The organism is Methylobacterium isbiliense, from assembly GCF_022179325.1.
Taxonomy (GTDB): domain Bacteria; phylum Pseudomonadota; class Alphaproteobacteria; order Rhizobiales; family Beijerinckiaceae; genus Methylobacterium; species Methylobacterium isbiliense.
Genome location: NZ_BPQQ01000019.1, coordinates 18394 through 44119, shown reverse-complemented (window position 1 = coordinate 44119; position 25726 = coordinate 18394). Strand labels below are relative to the sequence as shown.

25 protein-coding genes are annotated in these 25726 nt (G+C 70.1%); 12 read left to right on the top strand and 13 right to left on the bottom strand.

The window, feature by feature from the left end; all coding sequences use genetic code 11:
- The first annotated feature begins 17 nt into the window (after positions 1-17).
- The 9 genes from MFF61_RS09350 (at position 18) to MFF61_RS09310 (ending at position 6774) form a co-directional block, all read left to right on the top strand.
- A complete protein-coding gene (locus MFF61_RS09350) occupies positions 18-482 on the top strand; it encodes a nuclear transport factor 2 family protein (RefSeq protein ID WP_238234829.1) in 465 nt (154 codons plus the stop codon).
- 106 nt (positions 483-588) lie between these two features.
- Positions 589-903, top strand: a complete 315-nt coding sequence (locus MFF61_RS09345) for a hypothetical protein (RefSeq protein ID WP_238234828.1) — start codon at positions 589-591, stop codon at positions 901-903.
- Between the two features lie 108 nt (positions 904-1011).
- Complete coding sequence (locus tag MFF61_RS09340; protein ID WP_238234827.1) at positions 1012-1902, top strand: LysR family transcriptional regulator; 891 nt, start codon at positions 1012-1014, stop codon at positions 1900-1902.
- Positions 1903-2031: 129 nt separating this feature from the next.
- The gene (locus tag MFF61_RS09335; protein ID WP_238234826.1) at positions 2032-2310 is read left to right on the top strand and encodes a hypothetical protein; all 279 of its coding nucleotides are present in this window, start codon (positions 2032-2034) and stop codon (positions 2308-2310) included.
- A 147-nt stretch (positions 2311-2457) separates the two neighbouring features.
- Positions 2458-4560 (top strand): methyl-accepting chemotaxis protein, encoded by a 2103-nt coding sequence (locus tag MFF61_RS09330; protein WP_238234825.1) that lies wholly within the window; start codon positions 2458-2460, stop codon positions 4558-4560.
- Positions 4561-4679: 119 nt separating this feature from the next.
- A complete protein-coding gene (locus MFF61_RS09325; RefSeq protein WP_238234824.1) occupies positions 4680-4913 on the top strand; it encodes a hypothetical protein in 234 nt (77 codons plus the stop codon).
- An 84-nt stretch (positions 4914-4997) separates the two neighbouring features.
- On the top strand, positions 4998-5993 hold the full coding sequence (locus MFF61_RS09320) for a M23 family metallopeptidase (RefSeq protein WP_238234823.1): 996 nt from the start codon (positions 4998-5000) through the stop codon (positions 5991-5993).
- A 190-nt stretch (positions 5994-6183) separates the two neighbouring features.
- The gene (locus MFF61_RS09315) at positions 6184-6456 is read left to right on the top strand and encodes a hypothetical protein (protein ID WP_238234822.1); all 273 of its coding nucleotides are present in this window, start codon (positions 6184-6186) and stop codon (positions 6454-6456) included.
- A 3-nt stretch (positions 6457-6459) separates the two neighbouring features.
- Positions 6460-6774 carry a hypothetical protein gene (locus MFF61_RS09310; protein ID WP_238234821.1) on the top strand — a complete coding sequence of 105 codons (315 nt, stop codon included), beginning with the start codon at positions 6460-6462 and terminating at the stop codon, positions 6772-6774.
- Positions 6775-6899: 125 nt separating this feature from the next.
- On the opposite strand, the gene MFF61_RS09305 is transcribed toward MFF61_RS09310, so the two are convergent.
- Together MFF61_RS09305 and MFF61_RS09300 are read right to left on the bottom strand one after the other, a co-directional pair.
- Positions 6900-7232 (bottom strand): hypothetical protein, encoded by a 333-nt coding sequence (locus MFF61_RS09305; RefSeq protein WP_238234820.1) that lies wholly within the window; start codon positions 7230-7232, stop codon positions 6900-6902.
- A gap of 165 nt (positions 7233-7397) precedes the next feature.
- Positions 7398-8954 carry a winged helix-turn-helix domain-containing protein gene (locus MFF61_RS09300; protein WP_238234819.1) on the bottom strand — a complete coding sequence of 519 codons (1557 nt, stop codon included), beginning with the start codon at positions 8952-8954 and terminating at the stop codon, positions 7398-7400.
- Positions 8955-9121: 167 nt separating this feature from the next.
- Here MFF61_RS09300 and MFF61_RS09295 point away from each other — a divergent pair, with 167 nt between their 5' ends.
- Positions 9122-9334, top strand: coding sequence for a tautomerase family protein (locus MFF61_RS09295; RefSeq protein WP_238234818.1), 213 nt, complete (start codon positions 9122-9124; stop codon positions 9332-9334).
- A gap of 362 nt (positions 9335-9696) precedes the next feature.
- Entirely contained in the window at positions 9697-10122 is a 426-nt protein-coding gene (locus MFF61_RS09290) for a hypothetical protein (RefSeq protein WP_238234817.1), read from the top strand.
- A gap of 55 nt (positions 10123-10177) precedes the next feature.
- Here the strand turns inward: MFF61_RS09290 and MFF61_RS09285 are convergent, their stop codons facing one another.
- The 5 genes from MFF61_RS09285 to MFF61_RS09265 form a co-directional block, all read right to left on the bottom strand.
- Complete coding sequence (locus MFF61_RS09285) at positions 10178-11251, bottom strand: AraC family transcriptional regulator (RefSeq protein WP_238234816.1); 1074 nt, start codon at positions 11249-11251, stop codon at positions 10178-10180.
- 759 nt (positions 11252-12010) lie between these two features.
- Positions 12011-14296, bottom strand: a complete 2286-nt coding sequence (locus MFF61_RS09280; protein ID WP_238234815.1) for a glycosyl hydrolase family 65 domain-containing protein — start codon at positions 14294-14296, stop codon at positions 12011-12013.
- Positions 14289-15014 (bottom strand): HAD family hydrolase, encoded by a 726-nt coding sequence (locus MFF61_RS09275; RefSeq protein ID WP_238234814.1) that lies wholly within the window; start codon positions 15012-15014, stop codon positions 14289-14291. Before MFF61_RS09275 ends, MFF61_RS09280 begins: the two co-directional genes overlap by 8 nt.
- Before the next feature lie 203 nt (positions 15015-15217).
- Positions 15218-17623 (bottom strand): phosphoketolase family protein, encoded by a 2406-nt coding sequence (locus tag MFF61_RS09270; protein ID WP_238234813.1) that lies wholly within the window; start codon positions 17621-17623, stop codon positions 15218-15220.
- 300 nt (positions 17624-17923) lie between these two features.
- Positions 17924-18325, bottom strand: coding sequence for a hypothetical protein (locus tag MFF61_RS09265; RefSeq protein WP_238234812.1), 402 nt, complete (start codon positions 18323-18325; stop codon positions 17924-17926).
- A gap of 411 nt (positions 18326-18736) precedes the next feature.
- Here MFF61_RS09265 and MFF61_RS09260 point away from each other — a divergent pair, with 411 nt between their 5' ends.
- On the top strand, positions 18737-19378 hold the full coding sequence (locus MFF61_RS09260) for a MarC family protein (RefSeq protein ID WP_238234811.1): 642 nt from the start codon (positions 18737-18739) through the stop codon (positions 19376-19378).
- A 45-nt stretch (positions 19379-19423) separates the two neighbouring features.
- Here MFF61_RS09260 and MFF61_RS09255 read toward each other — a convergent pair whose 3' ends face one another.
- From MFF61_RS09255 to MFF61_RS09230, 6 genes are all read right to left on the bottom strand, one after another.
- The gene (locus MFF61_RS09255; RefSeq protein ID WP_238234810.1) at positions 19424-21190 is read right to left on the bottom strand and encodes a monovalent cation:proton antiporter-2 (CPA2) family protein; all 1767 of its coding nucleotides are present in this window, start codon (positions 21188-21190) and stop codon (positions 19424-19426) included.
- A 101-nt stretch (positions 21191-21291) separates the two neighbouring features.
- On the bottom strand, positions 21292-22230 hold the full coding sequence (locus MFF61_RS09250) for a pirin family protein (protein WP_238234809.1): 939 nt from the start codon (positions 22228-22230) through the stop codon (positions 21292-21294).
- A gap of 367 nt (positions 22231-22597) precedes the next feature.
- Positions 22598-22942: a DUF6894 family protein gene (locus MFF61_RS09245; RefSeq protein WP_238234808.1), complete on the bottom strand. Its 345-nt coding sequence runs from the start codon at positions 22940-22942 to the stop codon at positions 22598-22600.
- A 245-nt stretch (positions 22943-23187) separates the two neighbouring features.
- Positions 23188-23487 carry a hypothetical protein gene (locus tag MFF61_RS09240; RefSeq protein ID WP_238234807.1) on the bottom strand — a complete coding sequence of 100 codons (300 nt, stop codon included), beginning with the start codon at positions 23485-23487 and terminating at the stop codon, positions 23188-23190.
- Complete coding sequence (locus tag MFF61_RS09235) at positions 23484-24107, bottom strand: acyl-homoserine-lactone synthase (protein ID WP_238234806.1); 624 nt, start codon at positions 24105-24107, stop codon at positions 23484-23486. The genes MFF61_RS09240 and MFF61_RS09235 overlap by 4 nt, the downstream gene beginning before the upstream one ends.
- Before the next feature lie 62 nt (positions 24108-24169).
- Positions 24170-24901 carry a LuxR family transcriptional regulator gene (locus MFF61_RS09230; protein ID WP_238234805.1) on the bottom strand — a complete coding sequence of 244 codons (732 nt, stop codon included), beginning with the start codon at positions 24899-24901 and terminating at the stop codon, positions 24170-24172.
- Positions 24902-25726 lie beyond the last annotated feature (825 nt).

Below are 25726 nucleotides of genomic sequence, written 5' to 3'. Positions count from 1 at the left end.
CGAGCAAGGAGAATCCCATGTCCCGCCCGCCGCTGCCGCCCTTCGACGAGACGAGCGCCATCGAGAAGGTCCGGCTGGCCGAGGACGGCTGGAACGGCCGCGATCCGGCCAAGGTCGCCCTGGCCTACACGCCCGACACCCGCTGGCGGAACCGGGTCGAGTTCCTGAACGGGCGCCAGGAGGTCGAGGCGTTCCTGACCCGGAAGTGGAACCGCGAGCTGGATTACCGCCTCATCAAGGAACTCTGGGCCTTCGCCGGCAACCGCATCGCGGTGCGCTACGCCTACGAGTACCACGACGACAGCGGCCACTGGTTCCGGGCCTACGGCAACGAGAACTGGGAGTTCGCCGAGGACGGGCTGATGCGGACGCGTCATTCCAGCATCAACGAGCATCCGATCACGGAGGCGGAGCGCGCCTTCCGCTGGCCGCTGGGCCGCCGGCCGGACGACCATCCGGGGCTCAGCCATTTCGGCTTCTGAGCCTCATCCGCCGGATCGATCCCGGGTCGGCCGCCACAAGGGTGCCGACCCGGGAACCGAGCGGAACGAGTCCGCTCGGGCGTCGCCTGCCATCCGGAGCGCCCGCATGTCGTCCTTTACCCTCGACGAGCGCGTGCGGCTGTCGATCGTGCTCGCCCTCACGGCCGGGATCGACGGCACGCCCTTCCACGACCAGGAGGCCGACGCCCGCAGGCTCGGCCTGTGCGGCGCCGAGATCGACGCCGCGCGCCGCGGCCTGAGCTTCGACGCACTGACGGCGCGGGCCCTGGCCCTGGCCATCGCCACGCGCGCGGGCGACGCCCCACGCCGGGCCGAGCGCGCCAGGGCGGTCAGGCTGGGCATCGCCGACGAGGTCTGCCGCGAGATCGAAGGATTCGCGGAGCGCTTCGCCGCCCGGTGAGCCGCCCTGGTCCTCCTGGGCTGCCGGCCGGGGACGCGGGGCCTTAAGGGCTATATCCATCCCGGGCGCCGGGGCGAACCGTCCCGGACGGTGCCGGAGAGAGGGGCGATGGATCGGTGGCAGGCCATGCGCGTGTTCGTGAAGGTGGCCGAGACGGCGAGTTTCGCCGAGACCGCGCGCCATCTGCACATGAGCCCGCCCGCCGTGACGCGCGCGGTGGCCGGGCTCGAAGAGGCCATCGGTGCCCGGCTGTTCGTGCGCACCACCCGCTCCGTGAAGCTCACGGAGGCGGGCCGCCGCTACGTCGAGGATTGCCGGCGCATCCTGGCCGACATCGTCGAGGCCGAGGCGGCCGCCGCCGGCTCCTACGCGACGCCGTCCGGGACCCTGGCCATCACGGCGTCGGTGCTGTTCGGGCACATGCACGTCCTGCCCATCATCACCGACTATCTCGACGCCTACCCGACCATGGCGGCGCGGACGCTCTTCGTCGACCGTCCGGTGAACATCGTCGAGGAAGGCATCGACGTCGCCATCCGCATCGGCCACCTGCCCGATTCCGGCTTCACGGCCGCCCGGGTCGGCTCGGTGCGCCGCGTCATCTGCGGCTCGCCCGGGTACTTCGACCGGCACGGCGTGCCGACGGCGCCGGCGGACCTCAAGGATCACCGCATCGCGATCTCGACCGGTGCCTTCGCGTCGCCGGAATGGCGCTTCGCCGGGGATCAGCGCGTGACCATCCACCCGACCCTGCAGAGCAACACCAACGAGGCGGGCATCACCGCCGCCCTGGCGGGCTGGGGGCTGACGCGGGTGCTGCACTACCAGATCGGTCCGGCCCTGCTCGACGGCCGGCTCCAGATCGTGCTCGCCGACCACGAGGAGCCGCCGCTTCCGATCCACGTCCTCTATCCGGAAGGTCGCCACGCGCCGGCCAAGGTGCGGACCTTCGTCGACATGGCGGTGGCGCGCCTGCGCGCGAACCGCCTGCTGAACTGACGGGCCGGGGTCGGGCTGCCGCGCCCGCGCTGCCGCACCGGGCCGATCCTCGTCCGTGTGATGCGCTTCACAGTCGCCGCGGGCCGAGACCCGCATCCTGCTCCTACCTCGCACAAGAAGGAGCAAGGCATGTTCAAGACCATTCTCGGTGCCGCCCTGATCTCGGGCATCGCGGCCATCAGCTTCGCCGGGTCCGCGGAAGCCCGCGGGTTCGGCGGATATCACGGTCACGGCTACCACGGCGGCTTCCACAAGCACGGCTTCCATGGCGGCCGCTTCTACAGGTTCCACCGCTTCCATGGCGGGCGCGGCTTCGGCCGCGGCTTCCGGCGCTTCGGAGCCAGCGACGCGGGCCGCGTGAGCACCGCCAGCCTCGACCGCGCGGGCGAAGCTCGTCCGAGCGCGTGATCCTCAGGCATCGCCGCCCTTGCGCGCGTCGCAAGGGCGGCGTTGTCCGACCATTCGAACCGCAACAATACAAGCAAATGTTCAGTCTTCTCGTTCACTGTGCAATCCACATGCGGTTGCAAGGGGCCCTGAACGGGTAGACGAGCAATGATACGGCGCTTTTCGCCACGGATCGGTACCACCCTTCAGGTGCTCTTCGGCGCCATGACGGTGCTCGGCGTCACGGCTCTCGGCATGCCGGTGTTCGGCGAGATTGAGGGGCTGCGCGACAGCAAGCGGGTCGTGGCGGTGACCGAGGCCGGCCGCGAGGTCTTCGCGGCTCTCCAGAATACGCGCGTCCAGCGCGGCCCGACGCGCGTGGCGCTCGGCGCCAAGCAGCCCGCCTCCGAGGCCTTTCTCGCCATGATGGCCACGGCCCGCCAAAAAGCGGATCCGGCGATCGTGCGCGTCCTCGACCTGTGCGGCACCATCGACTGCACGGGCGGCAAGGCCGAGATCGTCGCCGGCCTGCCGGGCAGCGTCGATCGGTTCACGGCGCTCCGCACGGAGGCGGACGCCGCCCTCAGGGTTCCGGCCGAGCAGCGGCGGGCCGGTTTGGGCGGGGAGTTCAACGCGGCCGCAACGGACGTCATCGACCGCCTGGAAAAGATGTCGGCCGCGCTCGGCGAGGCCATCCGCATGGTCGACGTCGAGACGGCCGAGCTCATGGCGATCAGGCAGGCCGCCTGGCTGGCCCGCGACGGCATCGGGCTGGAGCGCACGGCCCTCTCCGAGGCGCGCGCCAAGGGCGAGCTCTCGCCGGCCCTCGACCGCACCATCGCCGACCTGCGCGGTCGCGCGCTCTCCCACTGGACGGTGCTCACCGCGCTGCTGGCGCGTCCGGGCGTTCCCGCCGAACTGACGGCGCTGGCGCGGTCGGCCGGCACCAGCGTGTTCGAGATCTACGAGAGGACGCGCAAGGCGGCCTACGAGGATGTCGCGGCCAAACGGCCCCCCTCCGTGGCCAACGACGACCTCGACCGGCTCGGCAACCAGGGGCTCGACGCGCTGAACGCGATCCCGACCGCGGCCATGGCCCTCGCGCATGCGCGGGCGGAAGAGAAGTACCGAGCGGCCGCGACGGTGCTGCAAGCGCGCCTCGCCCTTCTCGCGCTCGCCGCGGCTCTCGCCGTCGCCGGCTTCGCGGTCGTGAGAGGGCGCGTCATCAAGCCCCTGACGGGCATGACGACGGCGATGCGCCGGCTGGCGGACGGCGATCTCGCCGTTGCGGTCGCGGGGGCCGATCGGCGGGACGAGCTGGGCGACATGGCCGGCGCCGTGCAGGTCTTCAAGGATGGGCTGATCCGCATGCGGGCGCTGGAGGCCGAAACCGCCGAGGCGCGCCTGGCCGCGGAGGAGCAGCGCAAGGCGGGGATGCGCCAGATGGCCGATGCCTTCGAACAGGCGGTCGGCGGGATCGTCGGCATGGTCTCGTCCGCGGCGACCGAGTTGCAGGCGACGGCCCAGAGCATGACCGGCACGGCGCGCGAGACGGCGGGTCAGTCGACGAGCGTGGCCGCGGCGGCCGAACAGGCCGCCTCGAACGTCGGCACGGTGGCGGCGGCCGCCGAGGAACTCGGCGCCTCCGTGCAGGAGATCGCGCGGCAGGTCGCCGGCTCCGCGTCGCTGGCCCAGGCTGCCGTCTCCGACGCGGACCAGACCGGCCGCCTCGTGCAGGAGCTATCCGCGGCCGTCGGCAAGATCGGCGACGTGGTGGGCCTCATCGCCACCATCGCCGGGCAGACCAACCTGCTGGCGCTCAACGCCACGATCGAGGCGGCGCGGGCCGGGGAGGCCGGCCGCGGCTTCGCGGTGGTCGCCGCCGAGGTCAAGAACCTGGCCGCCCAGACCGCGCGCGCCACGGAGGAGATCGGCGGCCAGATCGGCCGCATCCAGGGATCGACCAGCGGCGCGGTCACGGCGATCGCCGGGATCACCGAGCGCATTCGCGAGATCAACGCGGTCTCGTCCTCGATCGCCGCGGCGGTCGAGCAGCAGGGGGCGGCGACGCAGGAGATCGTGCGCAACGTGGCGCAGGCCGCGCAGGGCACGAGCGAGGTGACGAGCAGCATCGCGACCGTTGCGGGTGCCGCCGAGGAGACGGGCGCGGCCGCCTCCCAGGTCCTCGCCGCCGCCTCGGACCTCTCCCGCCAGTCCGATCAGCTCGCCACCGAGGTGTCCCGCTTCCTCGGCACGGTCCGGGCCGCCTGAGGCGTCCTCCAGCCCGGTCGCAGCGGCCGCGTCCCGCCGCTGCACTCCGGGGCGTGACAGGCGCGCAGGATGCCCGCCCCCACTCTTGCCGTCCGCGGCTCGTCCGCCATCTAGAGGCCATGGCCGGACCAGCCCCCAAGGCATTCGCGGATCCTGACCCCAGCGGCGGCGGGCCGTGTCTCGATGCGGCGACGCGCGAGCGGCTGGGGCGGGAGCTGCAGATCCTCTACGACCCGGTGCTCGAGGAGGAGCTCGATCCCCGCTTGGCGGCGTTGCTGACGCAACTCGATCAGGACCGCGAAGCCGTGCGGGAGACCCGGCAGCTGGCGACGCGGCGCAGGTCGCGCGGCTGAGGCCGCGAGCCGCCCCGCGGAGGGCGGGATCCTCGCGGCGCGTAGCACCGGGCGGTCCAGCGCCCCAACCCGGACCAGCGACGGATGACCCGCCTTCGCCTCGCGCTCCTCCTGACCGCTCTCGTCTGTCCGGCCTTTGTACACGCCGAACCCCTCCGGCTGCGCCTGCCGCTCGCCTGCGAGCCGGGCCGGACCTGCTTCGTGCAGCATTACGTCGACCGCGACGCCTCGGCGGGTGTGCGCGATCACGCCTGCGGCGCGCGGACCTACGACGGTCACGACGGGACCGACTTCCGGCTGCTCACGCGCGCCCTTGCGGCGCGTGAGCCCGGAACGGTGCTCGCCGCCGCGAACGGCCGCGTGCTGCGCACCCGCAACGACGCACCGGACGTTTCGGTGCGCGAGGCGGGACGCGCCGCGGTGGCGGGCCGCGAATGCGGCAACGGCATCGTGGTCACCCACCTGGACGGGTACGAGACGCAGTACTGCCATCTCGCGAAGGGCAGCGTGCGGGTGCGGCCCGGCGAGACGGTGACGGCCGGCCAGCCGATCGGACAGGTGGGCCTCTCGGGCGCGACCGAGTTTCCGCACCTGCATCTCACGCTGCGCCGGAACGGCACGGTGGTCGATCCCTTCGCGCCCGCCCTGACGGAGGGCTGCCGGCCCGAGCGGGACGCGGCGGACAGCCTGTGGGAGGAGCCGGTCCGCGCCGCCCTGGCCTACCGGGCCGGAGCCGTGCTCTCGGCAGGCTTCGCGGACGGGCCGGTCACGCAGGAGGCCGTCGAGGCCGAGGCGACGCGCCCGCCGGATCGGGGCGCGCAGGCGATGGTCGCGTTCGTGCACGCGATCGGCCTCGACACCGGCGACGTGCAGCGGCTGACCGTGACGGGGCCGGACGGGCGGGTGTTCGCCGAGAACCACGCCCCGCCGCTCGTGCGGCCCCGGGCCGAGTCCCTGCTGTTCGCGGGCCGCAGGCGCCCGCCCGAGGGCTGGGCGGCCGGCACCTACACGGCGACCTTCCGGGTGATGCGCGCCGGGGCGGTGGCGATCGAGCGCGTCTTCACGGCGGCGCAGCCCTGAGCAGAGTTGCGTTGGCGAGCCGACGCCTCGTCGGCTCCAGTTGCTGTCGTGTCGCCGATCGTTGTCGCAGACCCGACTGCCACTTTTGCGACGTCTGCCGCGCCTTGAGCGCCGCTTGCGCCGATCGCCCGGTGTGCGAACCTGATCGAGCCCCGCTCGTTGCCCCGATGCGGCTCATGCAGGAGGCTCCATGCGGATCACGACGGCGCGGATCACGACGGCGATGGTGGCCCTGGCCCTGCTCGCGGCCCCGGTCATGGCGGGCTTCGTTCTGGCGGCCGAGGAGCCGCGCGGGCTTCCCGAGGGGGCGAACCCGTCCGCGACCCGCGCCGACGAGAGCAAGGGCCCGGAGAAGGCCGGACCCGGACGGCGGACGCTGGATCACACCGGCCGGCCCGAGCCCACGGAACCGCTCGTGCACGACCGGCAGAAGCCGAGCAACGCGCCGGCCGTCGCGAGGTAGGCCATGCGGATCCTCGCCGCATCCCTGGCGCTCGGGGTCATCCTCACCGTCCCGAACGGGTCGATGGCGCAAGGCGCCGGCACGACCGTGCCTCCCGCCCAAGCACCGGACATCCAAGCACCGGACATCTACTTCGCCTACGTGCCGCCGCGACCGGACGGCACCGCCTTCGTGCCGCCGAAGGCCGAGACGACCGGCAGCCTTCCCGCCCCGGTCGTCCGCAGGCCGCCGGAGACCCAGACCCTCCCCAACCAGCGGCTCTCGGGGCTGAAGGGCCAGAAGGTCGTGCGGGACATCTGCATCGGCTGCGGCCCATAGCGGCCGGTCGGCGACGCGAGCACCGGTCCGCTGCGACGAGGCCGGGGCGCTGCGCAGGTTTCATCCCGGAAGAGGCGTCGGCGGTGACGGCCGCGCCCCCGGCTGGAGGCCGGTCAGGAAGGCCCTCAGGCCGCGCGGGCGACCGGCAGTGTCTGCAGAGGTTCGCCGTTCCACACGATCATGACTTTGTCGTACTTCGCGTACTTTTCGATCTTCTTGAAGTGCACGTGCCTGATCGCCGGCGCTTGACCGTCGAGATGATGCGCCGCTCCTCGCAGGGTCAGGACGAGGGTCTGCGGGCCGAAATCGGTCGTGCAGATCTGGCAGAGATACGGTTCCGCGTTGTCGGGTCCGACCTCGACCTCTGCACTCACCATGACGAACGGAATGCTGCCGTAGGCGCTCAGATCGACCTCTTTGGCGATCCAGCTTCTCGTGCGCGGAGTTTGGTTGCTCATGGGAATGATGCCTGGGATTCAACTTGATCCCGGATTGGTATGTGGGTGCGGGTACTTCCGATCGGCGTGCGCTATCGCACGATGCAGGGGCCGGGCCAAGAGGTCGGGCCAAGAGGTCGGGCCAAGAGGTCGGATCAGGAGGTCGGATCAGGAGGCCGGGCGGGTTCAGGAGATCCCGTTCTCGTCCATGGCCTTCGCCATCCGGCGGCGCAGCGGGCCGTCCCGGAACGGGAACGAGGCGAAGAAATGCGCCTGGGAGGTGCCGCCGCGCCGGCGCAGGTCGGCGGTCCAGAGCGCCGCCCGGTCGCGGTTCCCGTCCAGCGTATGGGCGATGACGGCGATGAGCGAGATCATCACGTGCGCACCGGGTGATCGGGCCGCCCGATCGGCCCAGGCGGCCGCCGTCCCGGTGCTGCCCTGGATCAGGTCCGTCAGCGCGCGCGTCGCCAGCATGGCGTAGAAGAGGGGATCGAGCGGGCTGAGCGACATCGCCATGTCGACGTTCTCGATGCTGTGTCGATCGCGTTCGGCGACCGCATCGGCCCAGGCCCGCGCGTAGTAGCCCTGGGCGAAGCTCGGGCTCAGCGCCGTCGCCCGCTCCAGCCAGGGCGTGCTGCGGTCGACCTCTCCAGTCAGCCAGAGTGCTCGGCCCATGGTGAAGTTCGCGACCGGGTCGAGCGGATCGAGGTCCAGGCTGCGCTCGGCGCAGGCGCGTGCCGCCCTGGCCTCGCCCGGCGCATCCGCGGAATAGCGCAGGAAGGCGCTCTGGAAGTGGGTCGAGGACAGCCCGGCATGGGCGCGGACGAAATGGGGATCGAGGGCGAGCGCGCGCGCGAACAGGGCCGCCGCGGCTTCATTGTCGTCCCGGGTGAAGCGGTGCAGGTGCCGCAATCCCAGGTGGTAGGCGGACCACGCGGTCAGACAGCTCGGCTCCGCCAGGCTCGCGAGCGCCGCCTCGTGCAGCGGGATCTGGATCTCCAGTGCGGCGATGACGCTCGCGGCGATCCGCGCCCGCAACGCATGAACGGCATCGATCGGACCGTCGCAGCGGTCCGCCCACACCACCGCCTCGGAGCGCGTATCGATCAGTTCGGCCGTGATCAGCACCCGGTCGGCCGCCGTCTCGACGATCCCGCACAGGCAGTAGCTCGCGTCGAGCAGCCGCCCGGCCCGGCAGGCATCCTGATGTCCCGACCGGAAGCGGAACGAGGAGCCGCGCGCGATGACGAACAGCCATCGCAGGCGGGAGAGCGCGACGATGAGGTCGTGCGCGAGCGCCTCGCCGAGCGCCGGATGAAACTCCGAAGCGGCGACCAGCCGGAAGGGCAGGATCGCGATCGACGGCCGGGCGCGAGCGGAGGGCGCGAGCGCCCCGTTCGCGGTCGGGCCAGCCGGCGTCGCCGCGCCGGGGCCGGTCGTCGTCACCTCCGCGACGAAGCGGAAGCCCTGACCGTGCAGGGTGCGGATGAACCGCTGCCCCTGCCCGTCGTCGCCGAGTGCGCGTCGCGCCGACTTGATGCGGCTCGACAGGGCGGAATCCGAGACGATCCGTCCGCCCCACACCGCCCCGATGATCTCCTCCTTGGACACCATGCGGGCGCGGTGCTCCACCAGGAGGAGGAGCAGCGCGAAGACCTGCGGCTCGACCGGAACAATCAGTCCGTGGCGGCGCAGCTCGACCCGGTCGGCGTCGAGTTCGAACCCGTCGAACCAGTAGGGCATCGCCGGTCCTCCATGGACGAGCGCATGCGCGGCCCGGGCACTCTACCACATCTCCACGAACTCTCCCGGCCCCCTCCAGGGCTCCTCCCAGCCTCGCGCGCCGCATCCGGGTAGATCATACCCGACCGCGCCGCACCGGTGCGGGACGAAGACAGAGGAGATGCACCATGCCGCTCGTCGACATTCAGCTGATCGAAGGCGTGTTCACGGAAGCGCAGAAGAAGGGAATGATCGAGAAGGTCACCGACGCCATGGTGGAGATCGAGGGCGAGGCCATGCGCGGCGTGACCTGGGTGCGGGTCCAGGAGTTCCGCAGCGGCGCCTGGGGCATCGGCGGCAAGGGCCTCACCACCGAGGACGTCAGGGCGCTGACGTCGTGACCGGCCTCGGCGCGTCCTCCGACGGAGCGGTCGCCGCGACGGCAGCGTCCGCCTTCTCCGTGACGGCGTCGATCAGAAGCGCTCTGGTCTCGTCGGTTCCTCGGCAAGGCTGGATAGTCCTGATGATCGAACCGACTTCCTCAGGATTGCCCTGGAATGCGACTGCGCCGTGAGCGACGATCCGGTTCTCGGAGCGTTCACCGCTGCCGCATGACCACTTTTGGACCCTATCGGGGACCGGCACTCTCGCGCGACATCACGCGATGCCATCGTCCGAGCGTGTCGAATCTGGCGTGATTGGGTCGCCGCGGCTGATGAGAACCGGATTTCGTCGATACAGGTCCTGCCTGAAGGAGGTGGCGATGGGGAAGACGCAGGTCGTGATAGCCGTGGGGCTCGGCCTGGCCCTGGCTGCGCCGGTCAGGATGCCGCCCGCGCTCGCGGCGGAGGCCGGCCTGTCGGCCTATCAGGGCGCGTGGGTGCTGGAGGGGCGCGATTGCGGCGAGGTCTATGCCTCGGGCGGCAAGGGAACCGCCTTCAAGACGCCGATCGATGTCTTCGCGCCGGCCTTCATCATCTCCGGACGCCGCCTGAGAACCCCGATGGCCACCTGCCAGATCAAATCCGTCCGGCCGACCGGCGACCGCAACCTTCTCGTCCTCGACTGTGCGAACAAAGTGGCCGCCAATGAGGTCAGAGCCCTCCTGACGGCTTCGAACGGTGTCCTGAGGCGCTATTACAGCGAGCAGGACACGACGGGCGTCGGCTACCAGCGCTGCTCCGGCTGACGGCGACCAATCGGTTCCGAACCGATTTTCTGGTCGCCGCGAGGGGGGCGGCCCGTCATGGCGGCCGGCGCTCGTTGCGCCACGCGCTCGGGGTCGTGCCGCTCCAGCGTCGGAAGGCGCGCGTGAACGCGGCCGGCTCCGAGAATTCCAGCGCGGCCGAGATCTGCGCCAAGCTCATCGTGGTGTCGCTCAGCAGCTGCTTGGCGATGCCGAACCGGGTCTCGTCGGCGACCAGCCGGAAGCTGGTGCCTTCGGCCTTCAGCCGGCGGCTCAAGGTGCGCCGGTGGATCGCCAGCATCTGGGCCACCTGCCGCTTGTCGATCCGCGTCCGGCTCGCAGCCACGCGCAGGCGCTGCCGGATCACGTCCGTCATGTCGGCCGGAAGGGCCGCCTCGTGCCGTTGAATGCGCCGCTCCAGAGCCTGCCGCGCGAGCGGGTTCGCGCCGGCGATGGAGCGCCTGAGGAGCCGGGCCGGAAAGACCAGCGCGGCATTCTCCTGATCGAACCGGACGGGCGACCGGAAGAACTCCCGGTAGGGCGCGGTGTCGGGCGGCTCCAGGCGCGGCATCAGCACCTCGTGGGGAGACCAGTCCGGGCCGCAGAGGGATCGCAGCACGCCGGTCAGCGCCGCGAGGGCCCGCTCGCAATGCAGCGCGATCCCCTCCGCCTCCGGCTCGTAGGGCGCATAGCTCACGTATGCGTCGAGGCCGGCGGTCGCCAAGCCGATCACGGCGCCGCGGTTCAGGGCGCCATGGTGCCGCGCCAGGGCCTGCAGGGCGTCGCCGATCGTCGGCGAGTGGCGCATCAGCGCCCCGAGCAGGCCCAGCGAGGCCAGGGTCGTCCGTTGACCGACGAGGAGGCCGAAATGGGCGCACCGGGACTGGCTGGCCGCCAGGGCCGTCAGCCGCCCCAGCGAGGCGTACGACACGACGTCGGTGAGGCCGACGATCTGCGTGCGGACACCCGCCTGTTCGAGAATGTCGTCCGGATCGACATCCAGTTCGCTCAGGATCTCGCAGATCGCCTGAACGGCGTGGATGTGGACGAAATCGATCGGAAGCGAGGGCTCGATCGGACTCGAACCAGCCCGACCTGCCGCAGCGTCGGCCGGCGAGCCCTGGTTTGGCATGACACAAGAGTGCACAGCACCGCCTCCAGTGCTTCCGCCGAAACTGCACAGCCTAGATCATGATTTCGCCGCGCTCTGAATAACTTTGATCAATCGTCTTGGCAATTTTTATCTCTGAATTGGCTTGCACGCAAACTCATTAATACCCACCCGTAGTATATGACGTTAAAATTTAGACGTGAATGCTTGACTTCAAATGACCCAACTGCACCGAGCACTTTCTCGCTTGGGTCGACGTCTTGACGTCGTTTTGCATCGAATCCGAAGCGTATCACCGGCGTCTCGGATACCGCACAGGGCAGCATCAAGAACAAAATCCTCACATTCCATTTCACTTGTGGTGAGATTTTTGGCTCATTAGATTTCGCCCCTACTTGCTTGTTTCTCGATCTTGCATGAGTTGATCTGAGTCACGCACAGTGATGCACACGAGCCAAGATCATCGCCAAACAGATACTCAGCGAAATGTCCTGATATTCTGCACCTTAACGGGGCCCCGCGAACCGCGAGATCGGGTACCTCGCTGTGGCGATCATTCAACCACGGGTTGCTGCATGCGCAGAGCTTGCAGATCGACCGGTGCGCCACCCAATCCGGGGCAGGGTCCGAGCGCTCTTCGCATGGGACGGACCACGCCCGGTGCCTTGCGCGGGCAGCCGGATCGCCGGGCTCGCCGCAAGGGGTCGGCAACCGGAACCCGCGCCGAGCCTCCGCGATTCGCGGCCTCTCCCGCGACGAATCGGGGGCCGCCGCTTCGGGCTAATGGCTCACCCGCTGCGCCATGCCCACCTCCAGCGCCACACTGGTGCCGGCGATGCCGATCTCCATGCGCTCGCCGGCCAGGAGCCGCGCGTCCACGCCGTCCTGCGTGATGCGGAACGCCACCATGCGATCCCGCCAGCGCGTCCGGAACGACAGCAACCGCCATTGCGGCGGCAAGCGCGGGTCGATCTCCAGCCGCTCGCCGGACAGGGTCAGGCCGCCGAAGCCGCGCACCACGGCCTGCCACAATCCGCCGAGCCCGGCGATGCGCACGCCCCCCGCACTGTTCGGGTCCGGGTCGAGGTCGAGGGAGGCAGTCTCGTGCATGTAGCGCAGGGCCGTCTCGGTCTGCCCCAGGCGGGCTGCGACGAGCGCGTGCATGGAAGCGCTGAGCGAACTGCCGTGGGCGCAGCGCGGCTCGTAGTGGCGGAAGTTCGTCTCGGCCGACGCGCCGGGAAATTCCTGCGGCAGGAGCGCGATCAGCGCCACCACGTCGGCCTGCTTGACCACCTGCGAGCCCTGCGTGCGCTCGCGGCCGATGATGACGTCGATGGGAAGCGCGTGGTCGGCGTAATCCGCCACGTCGAGCAGGTCGAGGCCGTGGAAGCCCGCGAACTGCTCGTACAGCCCCGTCTCGGGATCGAGCCCGTCGACGATCCGCGCGGTCGCATCGCGCCACTGCGCGAGTTCGTCGTCGCCGAGCGCGAGGGCGGCCCGGAGGGCGGCCGCCCGCTCGGGCCAGCGCGCCTGCAGCAGGGCCACGACCTCCAGGCCCCGGGCGATGGTCCAGCGGGCCATCACGTTGGTGAAGGCGTTGTCGTCGACGTCCTCGTGATACTCGTCCGGTCCGATCACGTGCCGGATGTGCCGGCGGCCGTCGGCCTCGGGCACGGCGCGGGAGACCCAGAACCGGGCCGTCTCCAGCAGGATCTCGGCGCCGGCCTGCAGCAGGAAGTCGTCGTCGCCGGTGGCGCGCCAGTAGTGCCAGACCGCGTAGGCGACGTCGGCGCTGATGTGGTGCTCCATCTTCCCGGTCAGGATCTCGACCGGCGTCCCATTCGGTCCCAGCACCGAGTCGGGCGTGGTCTCGGCACCCGTATCGGCCGATTCCCACGGATAGAGCGCGCCGCGATAGCCCAGGCGCACGGCCTTCTCGCGCGCGCCGGGCAGCGTGTGGAAGCGGTACATCAGCAGCGCGCGGGCCGCCTCCGGCCAGATCGCGGTGTAGAAGGGCAGGAGGTAGATCTCGGTGTCCCAGAAGACGTGGCCGAAATAGGCGTCGCCCGTGAGCCCGCGCGCGCCGATCGAGACGCGCTCGTCCTCGGGGTTGGCGGCGCTCGTCAGGTGGTAGACGGCGAAGCGCAAGGCCCGCTGCAGCGCGTCGTCGCCCTCGATGAGCACGTCGCTCATCGTCCAGCGCTCCCCCCACGCGGCCTCGTGCGCCGCCAGCACGGCGCGCCAGCCCAGCGCGGTGCTGCGCGCCAGCGCCGCCGCGGCGGGGGGCGCGGGGTCCTCGTCCGGCCGGTCGGCCCGCGCCACCGCGACCAAGCGGGCGAAGACCGCCGCCTGCCCGGCGACCGAGCGCCAGCGCCAGACCCAGCGCAGCGGGAACGGCCGCTCGGGCTCGGAGGCTGCCCCGCCGTGCGCCAGCCTCGCGGCACCCGCCATGGCGACGGCCTTGGCGGTGCCCTCGGTGCGCCACGCGGCGAGGTCGCGCTCCAGCCGCATCGGCTCCATGCCGAGGCCGGCGAGGCCGAAGCTCGCCTCCAGCTTCACCTCGACCTCGTCGCGATCGAGCGCGATGCGCAGGATCTGCAATCCGACGGCCCGGTCCGCCAGCGACAGGAGGCGGAGTTCCCGGCCCCTGAAGGTCACGCCCGCAGGGGTCCGGTGCGCCCAGTCGGCGAGGAGCACGCCGCGCCGCAGGTCGAGCGTGCGCGTTCCGTGCAGCATCGCGCCCTCGCGGGCCGCCAGCGTCGCGCCGTCGAGGACGATGCGCACCCGCGACCAGTCGGCGACCGGCACCAGCGCGGGCACCGCCGGCTCGGTGTTGGGCATGTCGAACAGGCCGGCGACGTAGCAGCGCGGCCACGAGGCCCAGCGGATGTAGCCGAGCCAGCTGGCCCAGGTCGGCCCCCGGCTCACCGAGCGGGCGGCCCGCATGCCGAGGAACCCGTTGCCGAAGGCGAAGCGGGATTCGACGGCGCTCTCCGTCGTCACGCTGTAGCCGTCATGGGCGAGGGTCCAGCCGGAATCGGGCGTCGGGCGCAGCACCTCAGGCATGGGCGGTCTCCGTGACGGCCCGCGCGCGCAGCACGCCGCCGGCGAGAGCGGCCACGTCGACCTCGTCGAGAGACTTGACGACGAGGTCGGCGCCCGCCTCCCGCAGCAGCGCCTCGTCGCCGAGGCGGGCGATCCCGAGGGAGGCCATCCCGCCCGCCCGCGCGGCCGCGATCCCGGCCGGCGCGTCCTCGACGACGACGCACTGCGCCGGCGGCACGCCCACCGCCTCGGCGGCGAGCAGGAACAGGGCCGGATCGGGCTTGCCGCGGGGCACGTCGCGGCCGCTCAGGTCGGCATCGAACAGCGACAGCAGCGTGCACCCGTCCGGCAGGCCCACGCGGGCCAGCATTGCGTCCGCGTTCTTCGACGAGGAGGCGAGCGCCATGCGCAGACCCGCCACCTTCAGCGCGACCGCGAGGCGGATCGCATCCGGAAACGCCACGAAGCTGCCCTCGGCGATCAGCCGGTCGATCAGGGCCTGCTTGCGCTCCGCGTAGGCGGCGGCCCGGGCGGCCGCCCCCGCGCCGCCGAGGCGCTCCAGCACGGCCCGCGCCCCTTCCAGGCGCCGCTTGCCCGCGACGTGGCTCTGGTAGAAGGCCGTGGTGAACCCGGCCGGGTCGGCAAAGCCGGCGAGTGCCTCGCGCCAGGCCCGCTCGTGGGGCGAATCCACCAGCACGCCGTCCACGTCGAAGATCGCCGCGCGCAGAATCCGTGTCATGGCCGCCGACGCGCCGGGGCGCGCCCCTCCTGCAGGCAGGCGCCCGGGCGGCGGTCCCCGAGGCACGCCGTCCGGCGACCTGCGATCGCGCGTCATGCCTGCCGCCGACCCGGCGAATGCGGCCCAGGCGGATTTGGCGACACGAACCTGCGCGCTCTCGAAAACCCAAGCAGATCTGCGTCGGCAGGCCGACGCGGCTCTGCTCAGAGGTTGTCGCCCTCCGTCGAGGTGCCGGCGCGGGCGGCCGCATTCCGGCCCCACATCCAGCCCGCCACCTCGGGCATGTCGTCGCCGTGGCGGCAGATGTACTCCTTGTGGTCGATCAGCTTGTCCCGGATCGCCTGCTTGGCGTAGGCGGCCCGCGTCGCGAGGCCCGGCACGCGGTCGATCACGTCGCTGACGAGGTGGAAGCGGTCGAGTTCGTTCATCACGCACATGTCGAACGGCGTGCTGGTCGTGCCCTCTTCCTTGTAGCCGCGCACGTGGAAGTTGGCGTGGCCGTGGCGCCGGTAGGTCAGCCGATGGATGAGCCAGGGATAGCCGTGGAAGGCGAAGATCACCGGCTTGTCGGTGGTGAACAGGGCGTCGAAGTCGCGGTCCGGCAGCCCGTGCGGATGCTCCGTGTCGGGCTGAAGCTTCATCAGGTTGACGACGTTGATGACGCGCACCTTGACGTCCGGCGCGTGCCTGCGCAGCAGGTCGACGGCCGCGAGGGTTTCGAGCGTCGGCACGTCGCCGCAGCAGGCCATCACGACGTCGGGCTCGCCGCCGCGGTCGTTGCTCGCCCAGTCCCAGATGCCGAGCCCCGCCGTGCAGTGCTTCACCGCCTGATCCATGGTCAGCCATTGCGGGGCCGGCTGCTTGCCGGCGACCACCACGTTCACGTAGTTGCGGCTGCGCAGGCAATGATCGGTCACGGACAGGAGGCAGTTGGCGTCCGGCGGCAGGTAGACCCGGACGATCTCCGCCTTCTTGTTCACCACGTGGTCGATGAAGCCCGGATCCTGATGGCTGAACCCGTTGTGGTCCTGGCGCCAGACGTGGCTCGACAGCAGGTAGTTGAGCGACGCGATCGGCTGCCGCCAGGGGATGTGATTGCAGACCTTCAGCCACTTGGCGTGCTGGTTGAACATCGAGTCGATGATGTGGATGAACGCCTCGTAGCAGGAGAAGAAGCCGTGGCGGCCGGTGAGCAGGTAGCCCTCCAGCCAGCCCTGGCACTGGTGCTCGCTCAGCATCTCCATCACGCGGCCGTCGGGGGCGAGGTGATCGTCCCAGGGCAGCCGCTCGGCGACCCAGGCGCGGTTGGTGACCTCCAGCGCGTCCTGCCAGCGGTTGGAGTTGTTCTCGTCGGGGCTGAACAGCCGGAAGTTCCGCGCCTCGGCGTTGAGCGCCATGACGTCGCGCAGGAAGCGGCCCATTTGGCGGGTGGACTCGGCCATGACGGCCCCCGGCGCCGGCACCTCGACCGCGTAGTCGCGGAAATCCGGCAGCCGCAGGTCGCGCAGCACGGAGCCGCCGTTGGTGTGCGGGTTGGCGCTCATGCGGCGCTCGCCCTGCGGGGCGATCGCGGCGAGTTCGGACCGCAGCCGGCCGGTCTCGTCGAACAGCGCGGCCGGCCGATAGGATTGCATCCACTCCTCGAGGATGCGCACGTGGCCCGCGTTGTCGTGCATCTCGCCCATCGGCACTTGGTGCGAGCGCCAGTAATCCTCGGTGCGCTTGCCGTCGACCTCCTTGGGGCAGGTCCAGCCCTTCGGGGTCCGCAGGACGATCATCGGCCAGCGCGGACGCTCCGTGACCCCGTTCCGGCGCGCGTCCGCCCGGATGCGCTGGATGTCGGCGAGCACGGTGTCGAGGGTGGCGGCCATCAGCCGATGCATCGTCGCGGGATCGTCGCCCTCCACGAAGTGCGGCGTGTAGCCGTAGCCGCGGAAGAGGCAGTCGAGCTCCTCGTGGCTGATCCGCGCCAGCACCGTCGGATTGGCGATCTTGTAGCCGTTGAGGTGCAGGATCGGCAGCACCGTCCCGTCGGTCACCGGATTGAGGAACTTGTTCGAGTGCCAGCTCGTCGCCAGCGGCCCGGTCTCGGCCTCCCCGTCGCCGACCACGCAGGCGACGATCTGGTCGGGATTGTCGAAGGCCGCCCCGTAGGCGTGGGAGAGCGCGTAGCCCAACTCGCCGCCCTCGTGCATCGAGCCCGGCGTCTCCGGGGCGACGTGGCTCGGCACGCCGCCCGGGAAGGAGAACTGCTTGAACAGGCGCTTCATGCCCGCTTCGTCCCGGGAGATGTTCGGGTAGACCTCGCTGTAGGTGCCTTCGAGATAGGCGTTGGCGATCAGGCCGGGCCCGCCGTGACCGGGTCCGGTGATGTAGATCATGCTGAGGTCGTGCTTCCGGATCAGCCGGTTCAGATGCACGTAGATGAAGTTCAGGCCCGGCGTGGTGCCCCAGTGGCCGAGCAGGCGCGGCTTGATGTGCTCCTTGCTCAGGCGCTCCTTCAGCAAGGGATTGTCGTACAGGTAGATCTGGCCGACCGACAGGTAGTTGGCGGCGCGCCAATAGGCGTCCATCAGGCTCAGTTCGGTGTCCGACACGGCGTCCTTCATGGCTTCCCCTTCTGCCGCTCGATGTGGGGCCGGTCGATCCTGAGCCGGTCGATCCTGGGCCGGTCGATCCTTTTCCGCTTGATCCTTGCGCGATCGGGCGGACCCGACGTGGGGTTCGGCCGTCGGGGCCGCGGCGGGTCGCGCCGCTGCGCCGAGGCTCCGAGGGTGTCTGCGCGCGGTCACCGCGGATCCTCCGTCCGAGCCGACGAGACTGCGGATGGCGTGTCGGGCCGTCGATGCGGCTCACCCGCCACGCTTGGTCAGGCGCGGCGCGGCGCCGCCGTCGCGCCGCAGCATCGCCTAATAGGCGCGGCACACGCCGGAATACGAATCGTAATAGGCGTAGGGGCCGCAACCGGCGTAGGTCGAGCCGTAGTAGCCGGCCGCCGCCGCGGCGGCCGCGGCGCCGACACCGGCCGCGGCGAGCCCGTAGCCGGGACGGTAGCCGTACCCGTAACGGCCATAGCCGTAGCGGCCGTACCCGTACCGGCCGTATCCGCCCCGGAAGCCACCCCGATAGCCGCCGGCGACGCCGCGATAACCTCCACCGCGGAACCCGCCGCCCCGGAATCCTCCGCCGTGGAACCCACCACCGCCGGCGCGGAAGCCGCCCCCGCCGCCGCGGAAGCCGCGGGCGTCCGCCGCCACGCTGGTCAGGATCAGGGCGGTCATCGCCGCCATTCCGAGGATCAGGCGCTTCATCGGTCTGCCTCCCATCGCGATGGTGTTCTGTTGAGGTGAGCAGCGCACGGCGAAGCCGAGGTCCCTTTGACACCGAAATTCGAAGAGCCGAGCCCACCAACGGTCACATCGGTCACAATATTTGATGCTGGACTGACCGCTTGATCGAACAGGACAGGAGTATTCTGACGCGATCGGGTGCAGCGCAGCATTCCGCCGCTCCATGAGCGGTCGCCGCTCCATGAGCGGTCGCCGCTCCACGAGCGGCCGCGGCTGGCGGCCGGCTCCCATCGCGCCGTGCCGGCGCCGGGTTCATCCCCTTGAGCCGATGCCCGCGCCCAGAAAACACCATCAATCCCGGGCTGTCTGGCAGGGGCCGCTTGCGCAGGCCGCGCAGCGATGCGCCCGTCGCCGGCGAGGGTTACGCGCAGGATGTCACTCGATCTCGCCTTCGCCACCAAGGTGTTCGCCGCCCTCTTCGCGATCATGAACCCGATCGCGAATCTTCCGGTCTTCCTCTCGCTGACCGAAGGGGCCTCGGTCGCGGTGCAGCGCCGCGTGGCGCTGATCGCGGCGGCCGGAACGGCGATCGGCTGCACCCTCTCCATCCTGGCCGGACGACCGATCCTCGACGCGTTCGGCCTCTCGGTGGACGATTTCCGCTTGGCCGGAGGTCTCCTGGTCCTGCTGATCGCCCTCTCGATGGTCCAGGGCTCGGCCAGTCACGCCCACGCGGCCACGCCGTCGGAGACGGCGCGGGATCTCGATCCGGCCGACGTGGCCATCTATCCCCTCACGGTGCCGCTGCTGGTGGGTCCCGGCACCATCGCGACGCTGATCATCTTCGGCGAGACGGCGCGGCATGCGGGCAAGGCCGTCGAACTGGCGGCCGGGGTGAGCGCGTTCCTGGTGCTCCTGACCGGCGCCCTCCTGGCCGCGCCGTTCATCGGCAGCCATCTGTCCCAGACCGCGACCGCGATCACCCGCCGGCTGATGGGCATGATCCTGGCGGCGGTGGCGGTCGAGATGATGGCGACGAGCCTGCGCGTGCTCTTTCCCGGCCTCACCCGCTGAAGGCGCCCCCTCCCCTGCCTCCCCCGGCGGGTCCGGCCCTCGCGCTCAGCCGGCCTCGGGCACCGCAGCCGCCGCGTTGCCGTGGATCAGCTCGCGGCCGGCATAGACGCCGCCGACGACCTGCAGGTCGAGGCGCTCGGCGTCGCGGCGGCGCACGTCGGCCATGACCTCGCTCGCCGCCGTCGGATCGTCGCCGATCGTCACGAGCGCCCGCTCGCCGAAGACGAGCGCGGATTCGAGCGTCTCGCGGATCTGGAACGCGACGCCCGCATGGATGAGGTCGACCGCATGCTCCCGATCCCGCGCCCGGGCCAGGACCGGCACGAGCGGGAACTCCGCCTTGGCGATCTCGGCGATGCGCTTGGCCGTCTCACGGTCGTCGACGCAGATCAGGATCGCCCGCGCGGTCCCGGCCCCGGCCGCCTGCAGGATGTCCAGCCGGGTGCCGTCCCCATAATAGACCTTGAAACCGAATCCCTCCGCGAGGCGGATGTTGGCAGGGTCGGTGTCGATGATCGAGACGGAGCAGCCGCGCGAGATCAGCGGCTGGCTGACGATCTGCCCGAAGCGGCCGAAGCCGATGATGAGCGCGCTGCCGACGAGGTTCTCCGGAACCGCGAGCCCCTCCGTCGAGACTGACGGCTTGGGTCCGAGCCGGTCGACGGCGATCACCATCAGGGGTGTCGCGAGCATCGACAGGATGACGGTCGCGGTGAGCACCGCGTTGGTGGTGCCGTCAATGATCCCGGCGCTCGCCGCGGCGGCGTAGAGCACGAAGGCGAACTCGCCGCCCTGGGCCATCAGGGCGGACCGCTCCACGGCCTCGGCATTCGAGGCGCGCAACACCCGCGCCACCCCGTAGATGATCGCGCTCTTGACGGCCATGTAGGCGGCGACGCTCGCCAGGATCAGGCGCCAGTTCGCGCCGATCACCGCGAGATCGAGGGACATCCCGACCCCGAGGAAGAACAGGCCGAGCAGGATGCCGCGGAAGGGCTCGATGTCGGCCTCCAGCTGGTGGCGGAAGCTCGATTCCGAGAGCAGCACGCCCGCCACGAAGGCCCCCATCGCCATGGACAGGCCGCCGAACTGCATGGCGAGCGCCGAGCCGAGCACCACGAGCAGCGCCGCCGCGGTCATCACCTCCCGCGCCTTCGCGGCCGCGAGCAGGCGAAACAGGGGATTGAGCAGCCAGCGGCCGGCGGCGATCAGGGCCGCGACCGAGCCGAGCGCGAGCGCGATGGCGGCGGCCCGCTCGGTGCCGCCCGCCTCGGCACCGCCGGGTGCCAGGAGCGCGACGATGGCCAGGAGGGGCACGATCGCGAGATCCTCCAGCAGCAGGATCGCCACGATGCGCTGGCCCTTCGGGGTCGAGAGCGAGCCGCGCTCCTCCAGGAGCTGCATGACGATCGCCGTCGAGGTCAGGACGAAGCCGGTGCCGGCCACGAAGGCGACCGTGACGGAAAAGCCCAGCGCGATGCCGACGAGCGTGAGCGCGCCGATGCAGGCCCCGACCTGTACGAGACCGAGCCCGAAGATCTCGCGCCGCATGCCCCAGAGCCGGGACGGCTCCATCTCCAGGCCGATGATGAAGAGGAACATCACGACGCCGAGTTCGGCGACGTGCAGGATCGCGTGGGCATCCGTGAACAGGCCCAGCCCGAAGGGCCCGATGATCAGCCCCGCCACGAGGTAGCCGAGCACCGAGCCGAGCCCGAGCCGCTTGAACAGCGGGACCGCGACGACGCCCGCGGCGAGCAGGGAGACGACTTGGACGAGTTCACCCGCCGCTGCGGACGCTTCGGCTGCCATGGCGCGATCTCACCTTGATTGGGGGGCGCGGGCCGAGCCGGCGCGCAAGGGCGGTGCGGCCCGGCGGCGCGGCCTCGCCCGGACGAGGGGCGTGCGCCCGGTCAGGGATAGCGCACCGGCGGCGGGGCGTCGGGCAGCGGGATGAACTCGGACTCGCCCGGCACGCTGTCGAAGCGGCCCTGACGCCAATCCTCCTTCGCCTGCGCGATGCGTTCGGGCCGGGAGGAGACGAAGTTCCACCACAGATGGCGCGGGCCGTCCATCGGCTCGCCGCCGAGCACCATGAAGCGGGCATCCTGCAGGGCGCGCACGCTGATGCGGTCGCCGGGCCGGAAGACCAGGAGCTGGCCCGGTCCGAAGCCGTCTCCCGCGATCTCGATCGACCCCGCGACCGTATAGAGGGCGCGCTCGTCGTAGGTCGGATCGAGGGGCAGGACCGCACCGGCCTGCAGCGCCACGTCGGCATAGACCATCGGGCTCGACGTCCGCACCGGCGAACGCGCGCCGAAGGCCTCCCCGGCGATGAGGCGCACGGTCTTGCCCTCCCCGGTCAGCACCGGCAGCGCGGCGGCGTCGTAGTGTTCGAAGGCGGGCGCGGTCTCCTCGTCCCGGGCGCTGAGGGCGACCCAGCTCTGGATGCCGAACAGGCGCGAGCCGGTCTGCCGCAGAGCGCTCCCGGTGCGCTCGGAGTGGGTGATGCCGCGCCCGGCGGTCATCCAGTTGAGTTCGCCCGGGCGGATCGGCAGCTCCGTCCCCAGGCTGTCGCGGTGCATGATCTCGCCCTCGAACAGGTAGGTGACCGTCGACAGGCCGATATGCGGATGGGGCCGCACGTCCATGCCCTGGCCCAGCAGGAACTCGGACGGACCCATCTGGTCGAAGAAGATGAAGGGGCCGACCATCCGGCACTCGGCGGAGGGCAGCGCCCGCCGCACGGCGAACGAGCCCAGGTCGCGCGACCGCGGGACGATGAGGGTCCGGATCGCATCGCAGGAGAAGCGATCGCCCGGGACCGGATCCTCCGCACTGTGCCAGCTCATGGCCCTTGCTCCTTTTCCAACCGAGGCCCACCGCGGTGGGGGCGCCGCGCGGAACGCGAAGCGCCGGGGGCACTCTGACGCCGGTCAGCTGGCGTGGAAACGGAAACGAACGAAATGCATCGTTTCCGATTTCTCCGCATCCGGTTCGACCTCCCGCCGGGCGGGATCAGCGACTGCTAGTTGGTGAGCGCGGCGGCCGCAACCGACATGCGAGGGTGTGGCCGCCTGTTGCGCATCTGGAGCGGCGCGCGCGCCTCGCCGTGGACGGCGGACCGGCCGATGGGAGCGCGCGGACCCGAGGAGCGCCCGCGCCGCCCGCCACGACCGAGCGTCGCGCGAGGCGCACTCGCTTCGGACGAGGATCGCGTCAGTTGAGTCTGGTCGCGCCGGAGACGTCGACGGTCGCCAGCACCGTGCCGTCCCCGGTGCGCACGAGGAACTGCCAGTCATCGCCAAACTGGACCAGTTCGCCGCTCTGCCGCATCTCCTCGACGGCCTCCCTGGCGTACAGCACGGCCATGTTGAGACCGTACACCTCGACACCTCGATCGTCGCGAATGGTGGTCAGCCCATCGGTCAGATCGAAATAATAGCGCTGGTACATGAGACCTCCGAGTGCATTCGTCTTGTTGAATTTCTCGGCTTGATGTGTATTGACGGCAAAAAGATCAAAATCAGCAGGATGAGAAATGCCATCAAGCAAAACAGACACGCTATCCGATCGTCGTATCGGTCCGCCGGCACGGACTTCACCGCGACGCGTGAGCCGGCCTTCGCACCAGTTCAGGCGGGCGCGAGACCGGCCGCTGGAGCGCCGGGCCCCGACGGGCCTGGCCGTCCATGCGGTTGGAGCAGCATCCGTGCGCGGTGGAACGGATGCTGCTCCCGGTCAGTGCGGTCGCGCCCTTGTCCCGACAGGACCGGCCTCGGCTCCGTTGGGATGCGCGCCGAGGCCGGTCAAGGCCGGCTCCGCCGCTCCTTCACGGCATGGCCCGGCCCCTTCAGCAGGAGGATGGACCCGGGCCCGGTGCTGCGGCGCTCGATGGCGGCGGCCATGAGCCGATCGCCCTGCTTGCTGAGGCTGTCGCCGAGATCGATGAGGGCTTCGGCGGTTTCCTCCGGCAGGTTCGTCGCCTGGAGGGTGATTTCCACCAGGACATCGAGACTGCGGGAGATCTCCGCCATGCCCCTGACGATCGACGGAAGAACATCCGCGACGGTGTCGATGGAGGGGGGTGGATTGGCAAGATGGGTCATGCGGCGTGCTCCGAAACCATTGGGGTGGCCAGCACCGGGGTGGCGTCTCCGCGCATCGCCCGCAGGCGCTTGAGCGTGCGCGTGTCGAATTCGGCCCGCACCGCGATGGTGCGCTCCCCATCGATCACGGTCGGAAGCCCGAGCGGGATGGCGCGGAAATGCGTGTCGAGGAAGGGCAGCAGGTACATGAGCGGCATCATCGTCACGAGGCTCGTGACGCCGTGGGCCATGCCCCACTCCACAATGCCGGCCATCAGCCGCACCGTGACGAGCCGGGAGGTGCCGCGCGCACGATGGGCGGGCGCGACGGCCTGGCGGGTCCATTCCCAGATCCTGGGGCCCCGCGGCAGGTCGCCCTCGCACAGGTGCGGAAACACCTCGGACAGCAGGTGTGGCCGCGTCGTGGGAAGAAGACGGCTGTACCCGATGACCTTGCCGCCTTCCATCACCAAGAGATGAACCGCCTCCGGCGTGTCGAACTGGTCGATCTCACGACCGTCCGGCTTCGCCAGATCCGTCCAACCCTTCTCCTCTACGAACACCTTATGCCGCAGACGCCATACTTCCTCCATTTCGTGGCGGTACTGGCTGATGTTGGCTGCATCGACGACGTGGATCATTTGGTAGCTCCGGTGTGGGAGCATGATCCATATCGTGTGGCGCGCAGGTACTAGGGATTTTCCTAGGCAATGAGGCCCATCCGCAGGGCCGTGGCGACCGCCTGCACGCCGTTGAGAGCGCCGAGCTTGCGGCGCGAGGTTCCGAGATGATGCTCGACGCCCTTCTGCGAGATGCCGAGGATCTCGCCGATCTCCCAGGCCGTCTTCCCGTCCGCGGCCCATTGCAGCACCTCGCGCTCGCGCGAGGTGAGCCGGATCGGGGCCTTCGCGGCCGTCCCCTGCAGCAGGAGAAGCTGCGCGAAGGCGTAGGTCGCGATGAGCTGCAGGGTGCCGACGTCTTCGGGCGGCACCTCCATGTGCCGGCCGGAGAAGCTCGCTCCGGCCAGCTTCGCATCGAGGGTCATCAGCGGGATGGTGACGCCGGCCCGGATCCCGAACTCGCCGGCCTCGTGCATGACGCGCACCGAGATCGGATCGTCCTTGTACCGCGCGGCGATGTCGGTCCAGGCGAACGGCTCCTGCGAGAACGCCATGTGCCGCACCGTGGCGTCCCGGAAGAGGTAGCCGCGCATGGCGTAGCGGCGGATCCACTCGGTCGGCATGCCGTCGAGGAGCGCATGCCCGTACTGCCGCCCGGGCGGTGTGCCGGGATCCGGGATGGTGCCGGCCAGCATGTGCTCGACGCCGTAGCGATCAAGGACCGTGCGCAGCAATGCAGCCACGTCGTGCGCGCTCGCTGTACGATCGAGCGAACGCAGATAGGCGAGCGTGAGATCGAGAGTTTTCCGGCTCATCGTATTTCGTCACCAAGCAGGCAACGTAAGACTGCAACACCGAAAGCTGGAAAGAAAGCTCTCTCGGCGCCATGTGGATTGCCGGCTTTCCGCCATGTCCCTTGCCGGTATTTCCGGCCTCCCGCGAAATCATGCGATCCAGCCGGCGCACCTGGGCCAAATCCTGTCGCCCGACCGGAGAAGTGGCTCGTGCGGTCACGATTGCATCATTGAGGTCCGGATGTTGTCGTTAATCGGGAACGATCGGATCGCACAGTCGCCAAGCGCGATCAGCCAGGGAGGCAGCATTGATCGATCTCGCCGCGTCCCGGACTCCCACCTTCCGATCATCGTCGCACGATCCCAGAACCCGCGCGCCCGGGGCCGAGGCATCACCCCACAGGGTAGGGGCAAATTCCTGAACGATGCCGGTTCGGCCGTCACGGCGGCGCGTTCGCCAACACGACCGAGGGGGGAGGACGCCTACTCCCGCCGGCCTCGCCGACGCGCAGGCAGGCCTGGGCAGGTCTATCAGATCACGCCCGTGATGCGCAGACTCTCGGATCAGACTTCGAGACCGCGGCCTTTGCCCGAAGCGGCACGCTGCCGACACGGCGACATACGCTGATCTTAATAGATCAATCCGCAAGATCCAATCCACACCAAGATGTGGCATCATGCTGAATTATCGTCAGCACCATCCTGTAGCTGAAGAATCCTGCGAACCGTTCTCTTTACATGTTGCCGCACGACATCAGCTTTATCACCTGATGCATCGGCGCATTTCTGCATGAAATCTATACTCATCATCGGCATGTACTTCATCCGCAAGCAGACGTGTTCATG

Coding starts and splice junctions, on each gene's coding strand:
- MFF61_RS09350 (WP_238234829.1), top strand. CDS start 18: ATGTCCCGCCCGCCGCTGCCGCCCTTCGACGAGACGAGCGCCATCGAG.
- MFF61_RS09345 (WP_238234828.1), top strand. CDS start 589: ATGTCGTCCTTTACCCTCGACGAGCGCGTGCGGCTGTCGATCGTGCTC.
- MFF61_RS09340 (WP_238234827.1), top strand. CDS start 1,012: ATGGATCGGTGGCAGGCCATGCGCGTGTTCGTGAAGGTGGCCGAGACG.
- MFF61_RS09335 (WP_238234826.1), top strand. CDS start 2,032: ATGTTCAAGACCATTCTCGGTGCCGCCCTGATCTCGGGCATCGCGGCC.
- MFF61_RS09330 (WP_238234825.1), top strand. CDS start 2,458: ATGATACGGCGCTTTTCGCCACGGATCGGTACCACCCTTCAGGTGCTC.
- MFF61_RS09325 (WP_238234824.1), top strand. CDS start 4,680: ATGGCCGGACCAGCCCCCAAGGCATTCGCGGATCCTGACCCCAGCGGC.
- MFF61_RS09320 (WP_238234823.1), top strand. CDS start 4,998: ATGACCCGCCTTCGCCTCGCGCTCCTCCTGACCGCTCTCGTCTGTCCG.
- MFF61_RS09315 (WP_238234822.1), top strand. CDS start 6,184: ATGCGGATCACGACGGCGCGGATCACGACGGCGATGGTGGCCCTGGCC.
- MFF61_RS09310 (WP_238234821.1), top strand. CDS start 6,460: ATGCGGATCCTCGCCGCATCCCTGGCGCTCGGGGTCATCCTCACCGTC.
- MFF61_RS09305 (WP_238234820.1), bottom strand. CDS start 7,232: ATGAGCAACCAAACTCCGCGCACGAGAAGCTGGATCGCCAAAGAGGTC.
- MFF61_RS09300 (WP_238234819.1), bottom strand. CDS start 8,954: ATGCCCTACTGGTTCGACGGGTTCGAACTCGACGCCGACCGGGTCGAG.
- MFF61_RS09295 (WP_238234818.1), top strand. CDS start 9,122: ATGCCGCTCGTCGACATTCAGCTGATCGAAGGCGTGTTCACGGAAGCG.
- MFF61_RS09290 (WP_238234817.1), top strand. CDS start 9,697: ATGGGGAAGACGCAGGTCGTGATAGCCGTGGGGCTCGGCCTGGCCCTG.
- MFF61_RS09285 (WP_238234816.1), bottom strand. CDS start 11,251: ATGCCAAACCAGGGCTCGCCGGCCGACGCTGCGGCAGGTCGGGCTGGT.
- MFF61_RS09280 (WP_238234815.1), bottom strand. CDS start 14,296: ATGCCTGAGGTGCTGCGCCCGACGCCCGATTCCGGCTGGACCCTCGCC.
- MFF61_RS09275 (WP_238234814.1), bottom strand. CDS start 15,014: ATGACACGGATTCTGCGCGCGGCGATCTTCGACGTGGACGGCGTGCTG.
- MFF61_RS09270 (WP_238234813.1), bottom strand. CDS start 17,623: ATGAAGGACGCCGTGTCGGACACCGAACTGAGCCTGATGGACGCCTAT.
- MFF61_RS09265 (WP_238234812.1), bottom strand. CDS start 18,325: ATGAAGCGCCTGATCCTCGGAATGGCGGCGATGACCGCCCTGATCCTG.
- MFF61_RS09260 (WP_238234811.1), top strand. CDS start 18,737: ATGTCACTCGATCTCGCCTTCGCCACCAAGGTGTTCGCCGCCCTCTTC.
- MFF61_RS09255 (WP_238234810.1), bottom strand. CDS start 21,190: ATGGCAGCCGAAGCGTCCGCAGCGGCGGGTGAACTCGTCCAAGTCGTC.
- MFF61_RS09250 (WP_238234809.1), bottom strand. CDS start 22,230: ATGAGCTGGCACAGTGCGGAGGATCCGGTCCCGGGCGATCGCTTCTCC.
- MFF61_RS09240 (WP_238234807.1), bottom strand. CDS start 23,487: ATGACCCATCTTGCCAATCCACCCCCCTCCATCGACACCGTCGCGGAT.
- MFF61_RS09235 (WP_238234806.1), bottom strand. CDS start 24,107: ATGATCCACGTCGTCGATGCAGCCAACATCAGCCAGTACCGCCACGAA.
- MFF61_RS09230 (WP_238234805.1), bottom strand. CDS start 24,901: ATGAGCCGGAAAACTCTCGATCTCACGCTCGCCTATCTGCGTTCGCTC.